The following is a 14,465-nucleotide window of genomic DNA, read 5'->3' as shown; positions in this document are numbered from 1 at the left end:
GTCCCCCGGCCGATCAGGGACAGGCTTTCGCTGCATTCGATGGAGATAATTATGGACATTGCCATGAACAAGAACACCACCCGCCGCCGTCACTTCAGCTTCCGCCTGGCCGCCTTGTCGCTGGTGACCGTGCTGATGTGCAACGCGCCCGCGCCCGCCTACACGATGCCCGTGGTGGAAGTTGGCCCTAGTGTGTACCAGCAGATCATGAACCAGATCAACACTTACAAGGCTGAGATCACCGCGTACGCCTCGAAGGCGCAGGACGCGGCCGAGTATGTTGAACAGCGCACCCGCTGGATCCGCACGCTCGAGCAGTACGCTCAGGCGTTGGTGCAGGTGCAGGCTGTCATGAACAATTTCGGGATGCCGCAGGGCGCGGTGCTGACCACCGTTCCGGACAACTATCTGGTCAAGCAGAGCTGCGGTGGCGAGACCGACCTCAGCGTGACCGGACTGTTCAAGACCTTTGTGTTCAATCCCAAGGCGGACTTCAAATCGCAGCAGACCCAGATCTGCGTGAACATCCGCATGATGCAGAATCGAAAGTACAACGAGGCCGTCAGATTCATGAACGAGTCGGTGCCGCTCATGAAGTCTTCGCTGACCCGCATCTTCGACATGCGCGTTTTCAGCAACAGCCAAGGCAACGTGCAGGGCGCGGATAGCGAGGCGCTCCGCATGGCCAACGATCTCTCTGCACAGGCCCAGATATGGCAGTCGCGCATGCGCTCCTACGATGCCTACATCGAAGTGATGGAAGCCAACCAGAAGGTGGTGGCCGAGAATGCGCTCAAGGGTGATACCACCAACCAGATCATCGGAACCCTGGTCAAGACCGCTGCATTGAAGGGCGCACTCAGCGTCAAGTGATTCACCCAGGCAGGTTCAGCGGGTCTGCAAAGTAATGCCGGACCCAATGCAGTATCAGCATCACCAAGGGATTGTGGAAATGTCGATCAGGTCGATTGCCAACTTTTTTGATTTCTCAGGCGGATTGCAGGATCTGCTGGGCTACGCGGTGCGTGTCCAGTCGATCGGCGACTTCGTGTTCTTCAAGCTGATCCTGGATTACCTGCGCGATCGCATCAACGATTTCGGCATCGAGATGATGGGCCGCATGATGGCCTGGGTCGGCGGCATCGCCCTGATTCTGATGACCCTGTGGGTGTTGATCCAGGGGTACCGCATCGTCACCGGCCAGAGCCGCGATTCAATGATGGTGCTGGTCACCAACATGGCACGCGCTGCCCTGATCATCAGCGTGGCAACCTCCATGGCGATGTTCGGCAGCAGCGTCAGCGACTTCCTGACCAAGGATGTGGGCGGCCTGATCACCCGCGTGGTCACCGGTAAAAGTGGCACGGCCGAGGACCAGATCGACAAGAGCCTGGCCTGGATGCAAGTGGCGCTGTCCAGCATTGACGCAATCAAGGTGCTCGATGACGGCGGTCTGCGCGAAGAGAAGACCCGTGCCATGTGGTTCATCGGCATCGGCACCGGCGGTCCAGCCGTGACAGCAGGTGCCATGCTGCTGCTTTACCAGGTTGCCATCGCCCTGTTCATCGGATTCGGCCCGCTCTTCATATTGTGTCTACTGTTCGACCAGACCAAACAGCTCTTCCAGAAGTGGCTGTTCTACGGCATAGGCACCATGTTCTCGATGGCGGTGCTGTCGGCGATGGTCTCGATCGCGCTGGACATGGTCATACGCGTTTCCGCCGCTTTCTGGACGTCGTCGCTGATCAACAGCTTCTTCCTCGAAGATGCGATGAGCGACGGCATGACCAGCCAAGCCATGCAGCAGGGCGGCATGGGCCTGATCCTCACGACGCTGATTCTGACTGCGCCCCCAATGGCCGCGATGTTCTTCCAGGGTACCTTGGGTAGCTTCATGGCATATTCCCAGATAGGTGGCTCGGCAGCCGCCGGCCCGCAGGGCCAGCCCCCGGGTTCGTACACTCCGGCGCAGAGCAGGAATACTGAGAGCAACACGGGAGACACGGTCGGACAGCAGCACGTTGGCAGAACCGTCTCCCAGTCTGCCCCAGACACTGCCAGCGGCTCTGGCAAGTACGGAAACGCAGACGGTCGATGAGGCTCCCGAAAGGAGCTTCCCTTGAGTGGTGTTGGGAATCAATCATGAGAAAACTGATCGCAGCGATTTTCCTTCTGGTGGCTTCGCAAACAGCTTTTGCTGAGGGCGCCTGCCCGCCGGGCTCATATCCCATTGGCGGCCAGGGTGTTCAGGGTTGTGCACCTATTCCGGGTGGTGGCGCGGGTTCCTCCGAGAGGCGAATGGTCGCGGATGGGGAGTGGCAAACCAGGTGGGGCGCCGTGTCGGAGGACACGGACAGCATGTCGACCGGCGCATCGGTATCAATGAAATCGAAGCGCCTTGCGGTCGCGGCAGCGGACGCAGAATGCAAGAGGCTTGGCGGCAAGAACTGCAAGCTTCGCTTGGCGTACTTTAATCAGTGCATTGCAATCGCTGACCCTGATTCCAGTCAACTCGCCAGTGGAGGAGGAAAATCGATGGTGGTGTCAGCGGAAACGGTGGAACAAGCGAAGGAGGCCGCGCTTTCCAAATGCCAAGGCATGGAGAGTGGCCAGACCTGCGAAATTGTTTACTCTGCGTGCAGCATGTCTGAATACAAATCATTCCGTTGATCTAAGGCGCCAGCGTCTTGCCTTCTGAGCGGGTGTACGGGAGCGCTAGCGCCGACGTGGATGTCGTCAGGCCTTTCTGCTGCCGTTGCTGTGTCCGACACTGTGTACTTCAATGTAACCGGGGCAGCACGTGATGCGATTGATGATCGTCCTGTTGAGTCTTGCGTTCCTCCCTTTCACCGCCTTCGCAGAAGGACGTTGCCCTCCCGGTCAGTATCCGATCGGAGGGCAAGGGGCGGGTGGCTGCGCCCCCATCCCTTCCTCGGGTGGCGCGGATTCGCGAGGACCCGTTCCGACTGGCAAGTGGGAAACGCGTTGGGGCGCGATTTCGGAAGATCCGACTACGCTGGCTACGGGAGCGTCTGTTTCCATGAAGTCGAAGCGGCAGGCAATTGCAGCCGCAACTGCTGAGTGCGAGCGATTGGGCGGAAAAGCCTGTAAGACGCGATTGACCTACTACAATCAGTGCGCCGCAATTGCAGATGCCACTGCTGAGAGCTTGAAGGGCGGTGCGGGAACTTCTATTGCTGCGCATGCAGAGACCGAGGATCAAGCCAAGAGCCTGGCCCTCGCCCAGTGCAGCAGCGCTCAGAGTGGCCAGAAGTGCAGCATCGTCTACGCTGCCTGCAGCATGTCCGAGTTCAAGTCATTCCGTTAGGTGGGTTGGGTAGTGATCGTCACTGACAGATCTGGAAAGGCAGGTTGTCGTACTGGCTCTACAGCTTTTGCTCTGGGTCGAGACTGGCGTGTCGTAGGGAATTCTTTGAGAAGACTTATCTTTCTATTTGTCTTGGCTTTCGCTCCTATCGCCGCATTTGGCGAAGGCGCATGCCCACCAGGCTCCTACCCCGTCGGCGGACAGGGCGTGCAGGGTTGCGCACCCATTCCACAATCCGGGCCAGGTGAGCCGCGCAGAATGGTGCCCGATGGTAAATGGGAAACTCGTTGGGGTGCGGTGGCAGAAGGGAAGAATGCGGCGGATCCCAAAGGTCCTACGGCGACCGGGGTCTCGGTATCGCAGAAGTCAAAGAAGGCTGCAATCCAGCTCGCCTTGCAGGAATGCAAGCGCGGTGGGGGTAAAGACTGTGAGATCAGAATTGACTACTACAACCAGTGCGTTGCGCTCGCGGATCCGACCGCCGCCGCACGTAACTCTGGTGCGACTCTCTCGAGCATCGTACGTGCTGAAACGTTGAGCCAAGCATCCACCATGGCAAGGCAGCGCTGTGAAGCTGGCGGTCAACAGTGTGAAGTGATTTACTCCGCCTGTAGTCTATCTGAGTTCAAATCGTTCCGTTGAGGGGATAGCCAGGTGGCCCGGACGCATAACCAAGCGATAGGATTCCTGTTGGTGGTAATCGTGCTATCCACGGCCGTCGTTGGACGCTCAGTTGCAGAGGGACGTTGCCCTCCCGGACAGTATCCGATCGGCGGACAAGGGGCAGGGGGCTGTGCACCAACCGGTGCCGGTTCCGGCGGGAGTGGCGATCCGGTCCCGACAGGCCGATGGCACAAGACCTGGGGAGCGGTTGCCTTTTCCAAGTCAGGGGATGCTGGGGCAGTCGTCGGAAAGATGTCAAAGGCGGAAGCTGTCGCGGGTGCCGTCGAGAAGTGCTCTCAATGGGGAGCTACTGACTGCAAGGAGGGGCTGACATTCAAGAACCAGTGCGCAGCGGTGATTCAGGCGGACAAGTCGCTTGGGACACGACTCGATACGGGGGCGACGAAGGAGATCGCGCTTGAGCGCGCGACAGCGTCATGCAGGAATTCCGGCAGCCATAGCTGTACGACGATCTACGCTGAGTGCAGCATGCCGTATTTTGAAAGGTTCTGATGTATTGCCATTCGTGGAACGTAGTCGTCGGAACACGGCAACCCGTGCCGAGAGTGCAACGTAACTGCTTGTGACGGAATTCGCGTATTTGAAAGGCGTGGAGCGCGAACATGGTGGTATGCCGCAACGTCGAATCGTTGCGGTGCAGGCATGACCACTACAGTTCATTTATTAGTTCAAGGACGACATGATGCGTAAGAATTCGGTTTTCTCCCGTAGCTTGGAAGTCGGCTGTTCGGCATCGCTTCTGCTGCTGTTACCGCTTGCCACATTCACTGTGCAAGCTCAGGCGACACCAGAGGTTGTATCCCCCGCATCGGCGGTTAGCGAGGCAGCAGGCGTCGCCAGTCCGACCAATGCGCCGCCCGCAACACCTGCTTCGATGAGTGATCAGGAAGCGACGACTGTCGCTGGGCCTGCACTGGTCAATCTGCCAGCGACTGTGACGCCGGGTATTGAGCCTCGGCCGGTTGAGCCGGTTGAACCGGTGAGTCGAGAGCCTTCCGCTGCGATTGAAGAGGTTGATGATGTGGCACCGACCGCCAGCGTCGAAGGCGCAGTCGAGGCGTCGGCGGCGATGCCTGCAGCCACAGTCGATCCCGCGCCCGCCGTGGCGGCACCTGTCTCTGCTGCGGCGGCGCAACGTCCTGTGATCCCGTCTGCTTCCGTGGACGCGGCGGCATCAGCTGCAGCTGCAGCTGCAGCTGCATCGATGGAAACACCGTCGATGAGCAGTCCGCCAGCCGGACCAGAACCTTCTTCCGAACCGGTACCCGTGGCGCCGCGCCCGCTGGTTATCCCCACGCTCGCCAATGACAACAACCAGATCGAGCGTCAGCTCGGTGCGCGCTGCCCGAACGACCTCGCGGCACGTCTGGCCTCCCAGGCGGACCTCCTGATCGGCGCCTGCCAAGGCACGCTGCCGGCGCACCTCTCGGCGTTGCTGGTGGCCATTCCGGAGCAGCAGCTGCTTCTCCCGCGCGCCTGGCGCGAACGCCAGGTGGGGCAGAAGGGCTGGTTCAAGGCCGTGCCCGGCTACGGGCTGCGCCCGGACTTCCTGGCGGTGCAGGGCGATGTCTGGGTGCGCTCGTTCGAAGGCGCTGACCCGTCCACCACGGTGTACCTGGTGTCCGGCCCGTTCGCGTGTGCCGACAACCGCGGCCCCGACGCCGAGCCGGTCAAGACGGTGCGTCTGCCGGCCGGCAGCTGCCGCGAGGGGCTGGTGCAGCAGCGCGTGTACCGCGTGAGCGCGGGCGCGGCCCCGGTGGACATCACCCAGCAGGCGCTGCCGGCGGAGCCGTTGCTGTCCGACGCCGACCGGAAGCGTTATGGCGCCGACGGCGCACGCGTGCAGCTGGATGCGGGCAAGCTTCAGTTCGGCCCGGCGGTGCGCTGGTATGTGGACGTCGGCGCCACCGAGAAACCCGAGCCGCGCAGCTACGGCGAGTGGGGCCGGCTGCACCTGGGCTTCGCGGTCTGGAATGGCGAGCGCTTCGAGCCGCGCGATACCGTGCCGCGCGCGGTGTGGCCATGCGATCCGGTGGCACCGGGCGACGCCAGCTGCGGCGCCTACGCCGATGCCGGGCGCGACCCGTTCATCGTGGTCGGCGCCTCGGCCCAGGGTGTGACCGCGACACCTTGAGTCCATGGCGTTGGCCTCGTAGCAAGAAAGCGCCCCTCGGGGCGCTTTCTTTTTGCGTGCGGCGGCGACTGGCCTGCTTAGCCCTGGCCCACCAATGCAAACCGTGGCCGCAGCACACCGTCCACCTCGACCTGCGCGGTGAACATGTCATACGGTCGCACCCACAGCCCCAGGTCCTCGTCCAACGGGCGATACAACACCATCGGCAGCAGGGTCTCGCTGTGGCGCACCACGTCGATCACCTGATAGTTGCCGCCCTTGAAGTGGCGGTAGTGACCCGGAGCAAGGATGGGCAGGGGGGTTAGGTCGGACATGGGAAGCGCCAGGCAATGGAATGCCGCCATTATCGCAACCCGACGGCGGCCTAGTCGCTGTCGATATCGCTCGGCGGCCCCGCGCGGCAGGCCAGCACCAACTGCGTGACGGCATCGGCACTCATTGGCCGGGCCAGGTAATACCCCTGCGCCTCGTTGCAGTCCCACAGCCGCAGCAGCGACAGTTCTGACTCGTGCTCCACTCCCTCGGCCACCGTGCGGTAGCCCAGCTGCTGGGCGAGCCGGATGATGGCCTCCACCTTCAGCCGGGCGGTACGCGAGCGCGCCAGGCCGGTGACCAGGCTCTGGTCCACCTTGATGTGGCTGATCGGCACTTCGCTCAGGTACCCGAAGTTGCTGTAGCCACTGCCGAAGTCGTCGATGGCGATGCGCACGCCGGCGGCGGCCATTGCGCGCAGCTGGGGCAGGGCGGCGGGGTGGCTGTGCAGCCACTGGCCTTCGGTGATCTCCACTTCGATCTGCGACGGCACCAGGCCATTGGTACGCAGACGCTCGGCCATGCCGGTCCACAGGTTGGCATTGTCGAAGTCCCGGGGGGAGAGATTGATGGACAAGGTGAACCCGGGCAGCAGCCGCTGCCAGCGCGCCGCCTGCGCGAACGCATGCTCGATCACCCATTGGCTGAGCGCCGGCATCAGCGCCGTGCACTCCAGCACGGGAATGAACTCGCCCGGCGTGATCGGCCCCAGCATCGGGTGCGTCCAGCGCAGCAGGGCTTCGGCCGACACCGGCTGACCATCGCGCAGGTCGTAGCGCGGTTGGTAGACCAGGCTGAACTGCTCCTGGGCCAGCCCGCGCGCGGCATCGGAGGCAAGCCGGTAACGGCGGCGCAGGTGCGCATCGCGGTCGGCCGAGTACCAGCACAGGCAGGCGTCGGTCTGCAGCGCGTGGTTCAGCGCCACCATGCATTTACGTACCAGGTCGCCGGCTTCATCCGGATCGGCACGGAAGTCGCACAGCCCGGCGTGGAACTGCGGCGACATCGGAATGCTGCCGACCATCAGCGGCCGCCGCATGCGCTCGCGCAGCCGCTGCATCAGCGCCTCGACCTGCGCGTGGTCCTGGTTGCGCAGCACGAACGCGAACCGGGTGGAGGCCACGTGGTAGACCTGCACGTCTTCGGTCAGCACTTCCTGCACGCGCAGCGACGCCTGCCGGAGCAGGGATTCCACCGGCTTCAGGCCCAGCGCCTGGCCGGCGTCATTGGCGCTCTGCAGGTCGAACACATCCAGCAGCACGCCGGTGAACTGGTTGCTGCCGTCCTGGCGGCCGAGCACGCTCAGATCGGCCTGGAACTGCTGGCGGTTGGGTAGCCCGCTGATCGGCTCGCGCCGGCCCAGCGACATCTTCAGTTCCATCTGGTTGACCACGATCCGCGCCAGGGTCTGCAGCTGGCGCTGCTCATCGGCGGTCAACACGCGCGGGGTGCGGTCCATCAGGCACAGCGTGCCCAGCGCGATGCCGTTTCGGGTCACCAGCGGCGCGCCGGCGTAGAAGCGCATCTGCTCGGGGCCGGCCACCAGCGGGTTGTCGTGGAAGCGGGGATCCTGGCGCAGGTCTTCGATCTGCAGGATCCCGCTGGACTGCAGCGCGCACGAGCAGATCGAGTGGTGGCGGTCGGTGCGTTCCAGCGCCAGCCCGACACGCGATATGAAGCGCTGCGAGTCGGCATCGACGATGGAGATCAGCGCAATGGCGGTGCCGAAGGTAAACGCCGCCAGTTCGGTGACCGGGTCCAGCGAGCGCCCCAAGGCGGGATCCATCACGTTGAGCGCTTCGATCAGCGCGATGCGTTCCAGATCCTGGCTGCGGTCGAGCATTCCGTGCGTCCTGTCAAACGGAGTACGCAGGTACTATCCCGCCGCGTTTGCAGTGCCGGTGTGAAGTGCGCTGTTCAGGTATGAAGCATTCACCTCGGCGCGCATCAGGTCGCCGGCGAAGATTCCTTCAGCAGCGTCACCAACTGCTTGAGCCGGTAGGGTTTCGGCAGGAATTCAACATTTTCCGGAAGCGGCGGCAGCTGGGACCGTGCATAGCCGGACGACAGGATCATCCGGGCGTTTGGCAGGGCATTGGCGACATGCGCGCTCAATTCCAGTCCGCTCATGCCCTCGGGCATGTTGACGTCGCTGAACACGACATCGAAGCCGCCGTTCATGTCGATCAATTGAACGGCCGTCGGGCCGTCGGTGGCCGTATGCACCTCGATACCGAAATCACGCAGCGCCTGTCCGATCAGCTCGCGCAGGTCTTCCTGGTCTTCGACCATCAACACACGAAGGGGCTCAGACATGCGCGACTTCCTCTAGGGCAGGTAACAACAAACGGACAGTGGTGCCGCGTCCGGGGGCGGTCTGTACATCGACGAAACCGTCGCACTGGGACACGAAGCCAAATACCTGGCTCAGGCCCAGACCGCTGCCCTTGCCGACTTCCTTGGTGGTGAAGAACGGTTCGCTGGCACGCTCGGCCACATCCGGCGGCATGCCATTGCCCTGGTCCGTCACCGCGATGGCCACATAGCGGCGCTGCGTGGGGTTGGCCAGGTCCGGGGCCAGGCGTTGTTCGGCCGTGGCACTGATGGTGATGGTCCCGCCCTGCGGCATGGCCTCGCAGCTGTTGAGCAGCAGGTTCAATACAGCGGTATGCAACTGTACGCCATCGGTGGTGATTCGAGGTAGGTCGAAAGGCACTTCCAGACGCAGCCGGATGTTGTCCGGGCAGGCCCGCTGCAGCACCGGCAGTTCCTGCTCGAACAGCCGCGCTACCTGAAGGGGCTCGCGTACCAGGGTCTGGTCGGCCGAGAACGCCAGCAGCTGGCGGGTCAGCAGCGAGCCCCGGTCGGCGGCGGCCTGGGCCAGCTCGGTCAGTTCGCGGGTACGCGCATCGGCGCCGGGGCGCAGCGAGATCAGGTCCAGCGCGTTGCCGATGGTGGTCAGCAGGTTGTTGAATTCGTGCGCCAGCCCGCGCGTGAGCCGGCCCACGCCTTCGAACTGCTGCAACTGCTCGCGGGCACGCTGGGCGTCCTGCAGCAGGCGCTGGGCGTGGTAGCGCTCGGTGACGTCCTGGGTGACCTTGACGAAGCCGAGCAGGGCGCCGTCCTGGCGCACGGCTTCGATCACCTCGCTGGCGCGGAAGCACTCGCCGCTGCGGCGCACCCGCCAGCCTTCGCCAGCGTAGCGGCCATGCTGCTCGGCCTGGGCCAGGGTGTGTTCGGCGGTGCCGGAGGCGCGCTCGTCGGGGGCGTAGAACAGCCGCACGTGCTGCCCCATCACTTCCTCGGTGGAATACCCCTTGACCCGCTCGCAGCCCCGGTTCCAGCTGCGGATGCAGCCCTGCGCGTCAAGCAGGTAAATCGCGTGATCGGATACGTGATCGATCAACAGCTGCAACTGCAGACGATCATCAGCAAGCGGCGCGATATCGGTGACTGCCTGGACCACGGCGGCGGTTTTACTCCCCTTTAAGGGGCTGAACCGTAGGAGTCGCGATGTGAAGATAGTGTCAACATCGGTTCTGAACACGCCGCCATTTGGCGTATAACGCCCGAATTCACAGTTCGGTTAACATCGAACCCCTTTTCACGCTGGAACCGTGTGCATGAATGCTGCGCCAACCGCTCGCGACCGCTGGATCTGGCTGGCATCGGCCGGCCTGATGGCCTTCACCATCGGCCTGGAGCTGGTGGTGCCGCTGGGCTATGCGGTGTGGCTGACGTACTTCATGGCGGTGGGCATCACCCTGTTCCAGCGCCGGCTGGAGGTGCCGCTGTTGGTGGCGGCCGGCTCCTGCATCCTCCTGGTCGTGGGCTATCACCTGGCCCCGGCCAGCACCAATTCCGCGTTCTCCTTCGTCAACCGCACCATCGGTGGGATCTGCTTCCTGCTGATGGCGTTGACGGTGATCAAGGCCATCCAGGCCCGCCGCAGCGCCGCTGACGCGCTGTGGCTGCAGGAAGCCGAGAATGACGTGACGGTCAGCCTGCGCGGCGACCCGGAACCGCGGGTGCTGGCCGATGAGGCGATGCGCACGCTGTGCGCGCGCCTGAATGCCGACGTTGGCGCCCTGTACCGGTTGCAGGGCGAACGGCTGGTGCTGGTGGGTGGCGCCGCGTTGCCGCCGCAGTTGCCCGATTCGCTTCCGGCGGCTGCCGGGCAATGGGGGGAAGTCCTGCGTCAGGGCCAGCCGCGCCGGCTGGAAGAGGGCGAAAGCCTGCTTGAGATCGAAACCGCGCTGGGCCGCACCCCCGTGCACCAGCGCCTGCTGGGACCGATCACCGCCGATGGCGCGGTGATCGGCCTGGTGGAACTGGGCAGGGCCGGCGTGTCGCCGGCGCGCGCGCTAGAGTTGGGGCTGCTGCTGCAGTGCGCCGAACCGCTGGGCGTGGCCCTGCGCACCGCGCTGCTGCGCGCGCAGCTGGTGGAGCTGCTGGAAGAAACCCAGCGCCAGAGCGAAGAGCTGCAGACCCAGCAGGAAGAGCTGCGGGTGGCCAACGAAGAGCTGGAAGAGCAGAGCCGCAGCCTGCTGCATTCGCAGGCCAACCTGGAACAGCAGCAGGCCGAGCTGGAGCAGACCAACGTGCAGCTGGAAGAGCGCACCCATGAACTGGAAGCGCGCCAGCAGGCGCTGCTGATCGCGCAGGGCCAGCTGGTGCAGAACAGCCGCGAGCTGGAGGCCAGTTCGCGCTACAAGTCCGAATTCCTGGCCAACATGTCGCACGAACTGCGCACCCCGCTCAACAGCGCGCTGATCCTGGCCAAGCTGCTGGCCGACAACAAGGACGGCACCCTGACCGCCGAACAGGTCAAGTACGCGCAGGCCATCCACTCGTCCAACAACGACCTGCTGGCGCTGATCAACGACATCCTGGACCTGTCGCGCATCGAGGCCGGGCATGTCGAACTGGCCGAAGAAAACCTGGCGGTGTCCAGCGTGCTGCAGCGCCTGAAGGAAACCTTCGAGCCGCTGGCCGCGCAGAAGGGCCTGGCGCTGGACATCCGCGCCGACAGCGATGCGCCCAGCCAGCTGGTGGCCGACGGGCAGCGCCTGCAGCAGATCCTGAAGAACCTGCTGGCCAACGCGGTGAAGTTCACCGAACACGGCAGCGTCTCGCTGGTGGTGCGCGGCAACGGGGCAGGGCGCATCCAGTTCGCGGTGACCGATACCGGTATCGGCATTCCGCAGGCGCAGACCGAAGTGATCTTCGAAGCCTTCCGCCAGGCCGATGGCAGCACCCGGCGCCGTTACGGCGGCACGGGACTGGGCCTGTCGATCTCGCGCGACCTGGCCGCGCGCATGGGCGGCGCCATTACCGTGTCGAGCGAACCCGGCCGTGGCAGCTGCTTCATCCTGGACCTGCCGCTGGCGGCGGGCACCGCGACGGCAGCGCCGATGGCGGCACCCGATGTGCGCCCGGCACCCGCAGCGAAGCTGGCAGCCCCGGCACCGCTGCTCGGCAATGCCCATGGGGCGTCGGCCGCCGCGCCGTCGCCGCGCGTGGTGGATGACCGTGGCCGCCGCAGTCGCGCCGGCCGCATGATCCTGGTGGTCGAGGACGACGTGACCTTCGCCGAGGCGCTGGTGGGCATGGCCCATGAGCTGGACTTCGACTGCGTGGTGGCGCAGACGGCCGAGGAGGCGCTTGCACTGGCCACTGAGCTGCGCCCCAACGGCGTGCTGCTGGATATCGGCCTGCCCGATGTGTCGGGCCTGAGCGTGCTGGAGCGTCTAAAGCGCGATCCGGCCACGCGGCACATCCCGGTGCACGTGGTGTCCGGGCTGGAGCGCTCGCAGGTGGCGATGGAGCTGGGCGCGATCGGGTATGTGATCAAGCCGGCCACGCGCGAACGCCTGGTCGAGGCGATCCAGCAGCTGGAAGCGACCAGCGAACGCGATGTGCGGCGCCTGCTGATCGTCGAGGACGACAGCGCGCTGCGCTCCAACCTGCAGTTGCTGCTGGGCCGCGACCAGCTGGAAATCACCGCGGTGGGCAGCCTCGCCGAAGCGAAGGCCGAACTGGGCACCTCCACCTTCGACTGCATGGTCACCGACCTGGCGCTGCCCGACGGCACCGGCTACGACCTGCTTGAGTACATGGCCGGCAACGAAGCGGTCGCCTTCCCGCCGGTCATCGTCTACACCGGCCGCGCCCTGACCCGCGACGAAGAGCAGCGCCTGCGCCGCTATTCCAAGAGCATCATCATCAAGGGCGCGCGCTCGCCCGAGCGCCTGCTCGATGAAGTGACCCTGTTCCTGCACAGCGTGGAAGCCTCGCTGCCCAGCGACCAGCAGCGCCTGCTGCGCGAAGCGCGCCGCCGCGATGCGGTGCTGGACGGGCGCACCGTGCTGCTGGCCGAAGACGATGTGCGCAACATCTTCGCGCTGTCCAGCGTGCTCGAGCCGCTGGGGGTGAAGCTGGAGATCGCCCGCAACGGCCGCGAGGCACTCGAACGCCTGGGCCCGGAGATCGACCTGGTGCTGATGGACATCATGATGCCGGAGATGGACGGGCTGACCGCGATGCGCGAGATCCGCCGCGACAACCGCTGGCGCGACCTGCCGATCATCGCGCTGACCGCCAAGGCCATGCCCGATGATCGCGAGCATTGCCTGCAGGCCGGTGCCAACGATTACATCGCCAAGCCCATCGACGTGGACAAGCTGGTCTCGCTGTGCCGCGTGTGGTGTTCGCGCCGATGAACGAAGCCGAGCTGTTCGACCTGGAACTGCGCCTGCTGCTGGAGGCGGTGTACCAGCGTTACCACTACGATTTCCGCGACTACGCGCTGGCGTCGCTGCGCCGGCGCATGCGCCACGCCATGGCACGCTTCGAGTGCGACAACATGGGGGCGCTGCAGCACCGGCTGCTGCATGAGCCGGAAACCTTCGCGCTGGCCATGCAGTACTTCACCGTGCAGGTCTCGGAGATGTTCCGTGACCCGGCCTACTTCCGCATGCTGCGCGAGCACGCCATCCCGGTGCTGCGCACCTATCCGTCGATCAAACTGTGGATCGCCGGCTGCAGCACCGGCGAGGAAGTGTGGTCGCTGGCGATCCTGCTGCAGGAAGAAGGCCTGCTGGACCGCGCCATCATCTACGCCACCGACATCAACCCCGATGCGCTGGAAGCCGCCGAAACCGGCGCGTTCGCGCTGGACCGCCTGGCCCAGTTCAGCCGCAACTACCTGGAAGCCGGTGGCACCGGCTCCTTGTCGGACTACTACAGCACCGGCTACGGCAGCGTGGTGTTCGACCGCCGGCTCAAGCGCAACATCGTGTTCGCCGACCACAGCCTGGCCACCGATACCGTGTTTTCCGAAGTGCACCTGGTGTCGTGCCGCAACGTGCTGATCTACTTCCAGCGCGCCCTGCAGGACCGTGCCATCGGCCTGTTCCACGAGGCGCTGGTGCACCGCGGCTTCCTGGGCCTGGGCAGCAAGGAGTCGCTGCAGTTCGGCGAGCATGCCGATGCGTTCGAAGCCTGCGCCCGCGAACAGCGCCTGTACCGGAAGCTGGCCTGATGGACACCACGGTCGAGCAGCCCGGATTCGAGGTCATCGTGGTCGGCGCGTCCGCCGGCGGCGTGAGCGCGCTGCAGCAACTGTTGGCTGCGCTGCCCGCCGACCTGCCGATGCCGGTACTGGTGGTGCTGCACCTGCCGCGTGACCGCCCCAGCCGGATCGCCGACCTGCTCGACGTGCGCTGTCCATTGCCGGTACGTGAAGCCGAGGACAAGCAGCCGCTGGCGCCCGGCACGGTGACCTTCGCGCCGCCGGACTACCATCTGCTGGTCGAGAGCCGCAGCAGCCTGGCCTTGTCCGTGGACGCGCCGGTGCTGTTCTCGCGGCCGGCGATCGACCCGATGTTCGAAAGCGCCGCCGAAGTGTTCGGCAGCGGCGTGCTGGCCATCCTGCTCACAGGGGCCAGCAACGACGGCAGTGCCGGCGTAGCCGCAGTCCGCAACGCCGGTGGCCAGGCCTGGATC

General features: G+C 64.7%; 12 protein-coding genes. 8 read left to right on the top strand and 4 right to left on the bottom strand.

Going from position 1 to position 14,465, the window contains the following annotated elements:
- Nucleotides 1-63: 63 nt before the first annotated feature.
- The 5 genes from QMX79_RS09310 to QMX79_RS09290 all read left to right on the top strand — a co-directional run bounded on the left by QMX79_RS09310 (nt 64) and on the right by QMX79_RS09290 (nt 6,146).
- A complete protein-coding gene (locus QMX79_RS09310; RefSeq protein ID WP_282246491.1) occupies nt 64-873 on the top strand; it encodes a hypothetical protein in 810 nt (269 codons plus the stop codon).
- Nucleotides 874-952: 79 nt separating this feature from the next.
- On the top strand, nt 953-2,098 hold the full coding sequence (locus QMX79_RS09305; RefSeq protein ID WP_282246490.1) for a type IV secretion system protein: 1,146 nt from the start codon (nt 953-955) through the stop codon (nt 2,096-2,098).
- A gap of 44 nt (nt 2,099-2,142) precedes the next feature.
- Nucleotides 2,143-2,670 carry a DUF4189 domain-containing protein gene (locus tag QMX79_RS09300; RefSeq protein WP_282246489.1) on the top strand — a complete coding sequence of 176 codons (528 nt, stop codon included), beginning with the start codon at nt 2,143-2,145 and terminating at the stop codon, nt 2,668-2,670.
- A gap of 1,312 nt (nt 2,671-3,982) precedes the next feature.
- Nucleotides 3,983-4,504, top strand: coding sequence for a DUF4189 domain-containing protein (locus QMX79_RS09295; protein WP_336618859.1), 522 nt, complete (start codon nt 3,983-3,985; stop codon nt 4,502-4,504).
- 727 nt (nt 4,505-5,231) lie between these two features.
- Nucleotides 5,232-6,146 carry a hypothetical protein gene (locus QMX79_RS09290; protein ID WP_282246488.1) on the top strand — a complete coding sequence of 305 codons (915 nt, stop codon included), beginning with the start codon at nt 5,232-5,234 and terminating at the stop codon, nt 6,144-6,146.
- Between the two features lie 77 nt (nt 6,147-6,223).
- Here the strand turns inward: QMX79_RS09290 and QMX79_RS09285 are convergent, their stop codons facing one another.
- From QMX79_RS09285 to QMX79_RS09270, 4 genes are all read right to left on the bottom strand, one after another.
- The gene (locus tag QMX79_RS09285) at nt 6,224-6,460 is read right to left on the bottom strand and encodes a DUF1653 domain-containing protein (protein ID WP_282246487.1); all 237 of its coding nucleotides are present in this window, start codon (nt 6,458-6,460) and stop codon (nt 6,224-6,226) included.
- Nucleotides 6,461-6,510: 50 nt separating this feature from the next.
- On the bottom strand, nt 6,511-8,301 hold the full coding sequence (locus tag QMX79_RS09280; protein ID WP_282246486.1) for a sensor domain-containing phosphodiesterase: 1,791 nt from the start codon (nt 8,299-8,301) through the stop codon (nt 6,511-6,513).
- A gap of 104 nt (nt 8,302-8,405) precedes the next feature.
- Nucleotides 8,406-8,774, bottom strand: a complete 369-nt coding sequence (locus tag QMX79_RS09275) for a response regulator (RefSeq protein WP_282246485.1) — start codon at nt 8,772-8,774, stop codon at nt 8,406-8,408.
- Nucleotides 8,767-9,924 carry an ATP-binding protein gene (locus QMX79_RS09270; protein WP_282246484.1) on the bottom strand — a complete coding sequence of 386 codons (1,158 nt, stop codon included), beginning with the start codon at nt 9,922-9,924 and terminating at the stop codon, nt 8,767-8,769. The genes QMX79_RS09275 and QMX79_RS09270 overlap by 8 nt, the downstream gene beginning before the upstream one ends.
- 157 nt (nt 9,925-10,081) lie before the next feature.
- Between QMX79_RS09270 and QMX79_RS09265 the strand changes: the two genes are divergently transcribed.
- The 3 genes from QMX79_RS09265 to QMX79_RS09255 form a co-directional block, all read left to right on the top strand.
- Nucleotides 10,082-13,180: a response regulator gene (locus tag QMX79_RS09265; protein ID WP_282246483.1), complete on the top strand. Its 3,099-nt coding sequence runs from the start codon at nt 10,082-10,084 to the stop codon at nt 13,178-13,180.
- A complete protein-coding gene (locus tag QMX79_RS09260; RefSeq protein ID WP_282246482.1) occupies nt 13,153-14,001 on the top strand; it encodes a CheR family methyltransferase in 849 nt (282 codons plus the stop codon). The genes QMX79_RS09265 and QMX79_RS09260 overlap by 28 nt, the downstream gene beginning before the upstream one ends.
- The coding region (locus QMX79_RS09255; RefSeq protein ID WP_282246481.1) for a chemotaxis protein CheB at nt 14,001-14,465 on the top strand (465 nt) is incomplete at its 3' end. The genes QMX79_RS09260 and QMX79_RS09255, both read left to right, overlap by 1 nt.

The organism is Stenotrophomonas sp. PS02300 (assembly GCF_029959395.1).
Classification (GTDB): domain Bacteria; phylum Pseudomonadota; class Gammaproteobacteria; order Xanthomonadales; family Xanthomonadaceae; genus Stenotrophomonas; species Stenotrophomonas maltophilia_AD.
This window is presented reverse-complemented; position numbering and strand designations above follow the sequence as displayed.

What these genes read in the sequence shown, in the direction of transcription:
- QMX79_RS09290 (WP_282246488.1), top strand. Translation starts at nt 5,232, where the DNA reads ATGAGCAGTCCGCCAGCCGGACCAGAACCTTCTTCCGAACCGGTACCC.
- QMX79_RS09265 (WP_282246483.1), top strand. Translation starts at nt 10,082, where the DNA reads ATGAATGCTGCGCCAACCGCTCGCGACCGCTGGATCTGGCTGGCATCG.
- QMX79_RS09275 (WP_282246485.1), bottom strand. Translation starts at nt 8,774, where the DNA reads ATGTCTGAGCCCCTTCGTGTGTTGATGGTCGAAGACCAGGAAGACCTG.
- QMX79_RS09310 (WP_282246491.1), top strand. Translation starts at nt 64, where the DNA reads ATGAACAAGAACACCACCCGCCGCCGTCACTTCAGCTTCCGCCTGGCC.
- QMX79_RS09280 (WP_282246486.1), bottom strand. Translation starts at nt 8,301, where the DNA reads ATGCTCGACCGCAGCCAGGATCTGGAACGCATCGCGCTGATCGAAGCG.
- QMX79_RS09285 (WP_282246487.1), bottom strand. Translation starts at nt 6,460, where the DNA reads ATGTCCGACCTAACCCCCCTGCCCATCCTTGCTCCGGGTCACTACCGC.
- QMX79_RS09305 (WP_282246490.1), top strand. Translation starts at nt 953, where the DNA reads ATGTCGATCAGGTCGATTGCCAACTTTTTTGATTTCTCAGGCGGATTG.
- QMX79_RS09300 (WP_282246489.1), top strand. Translation starts at nt 2,143, where the DNA reads ATGAGAAAACTGATCGCAGCGATTTTCCTTCTGGTGGCTTCGCAAACA.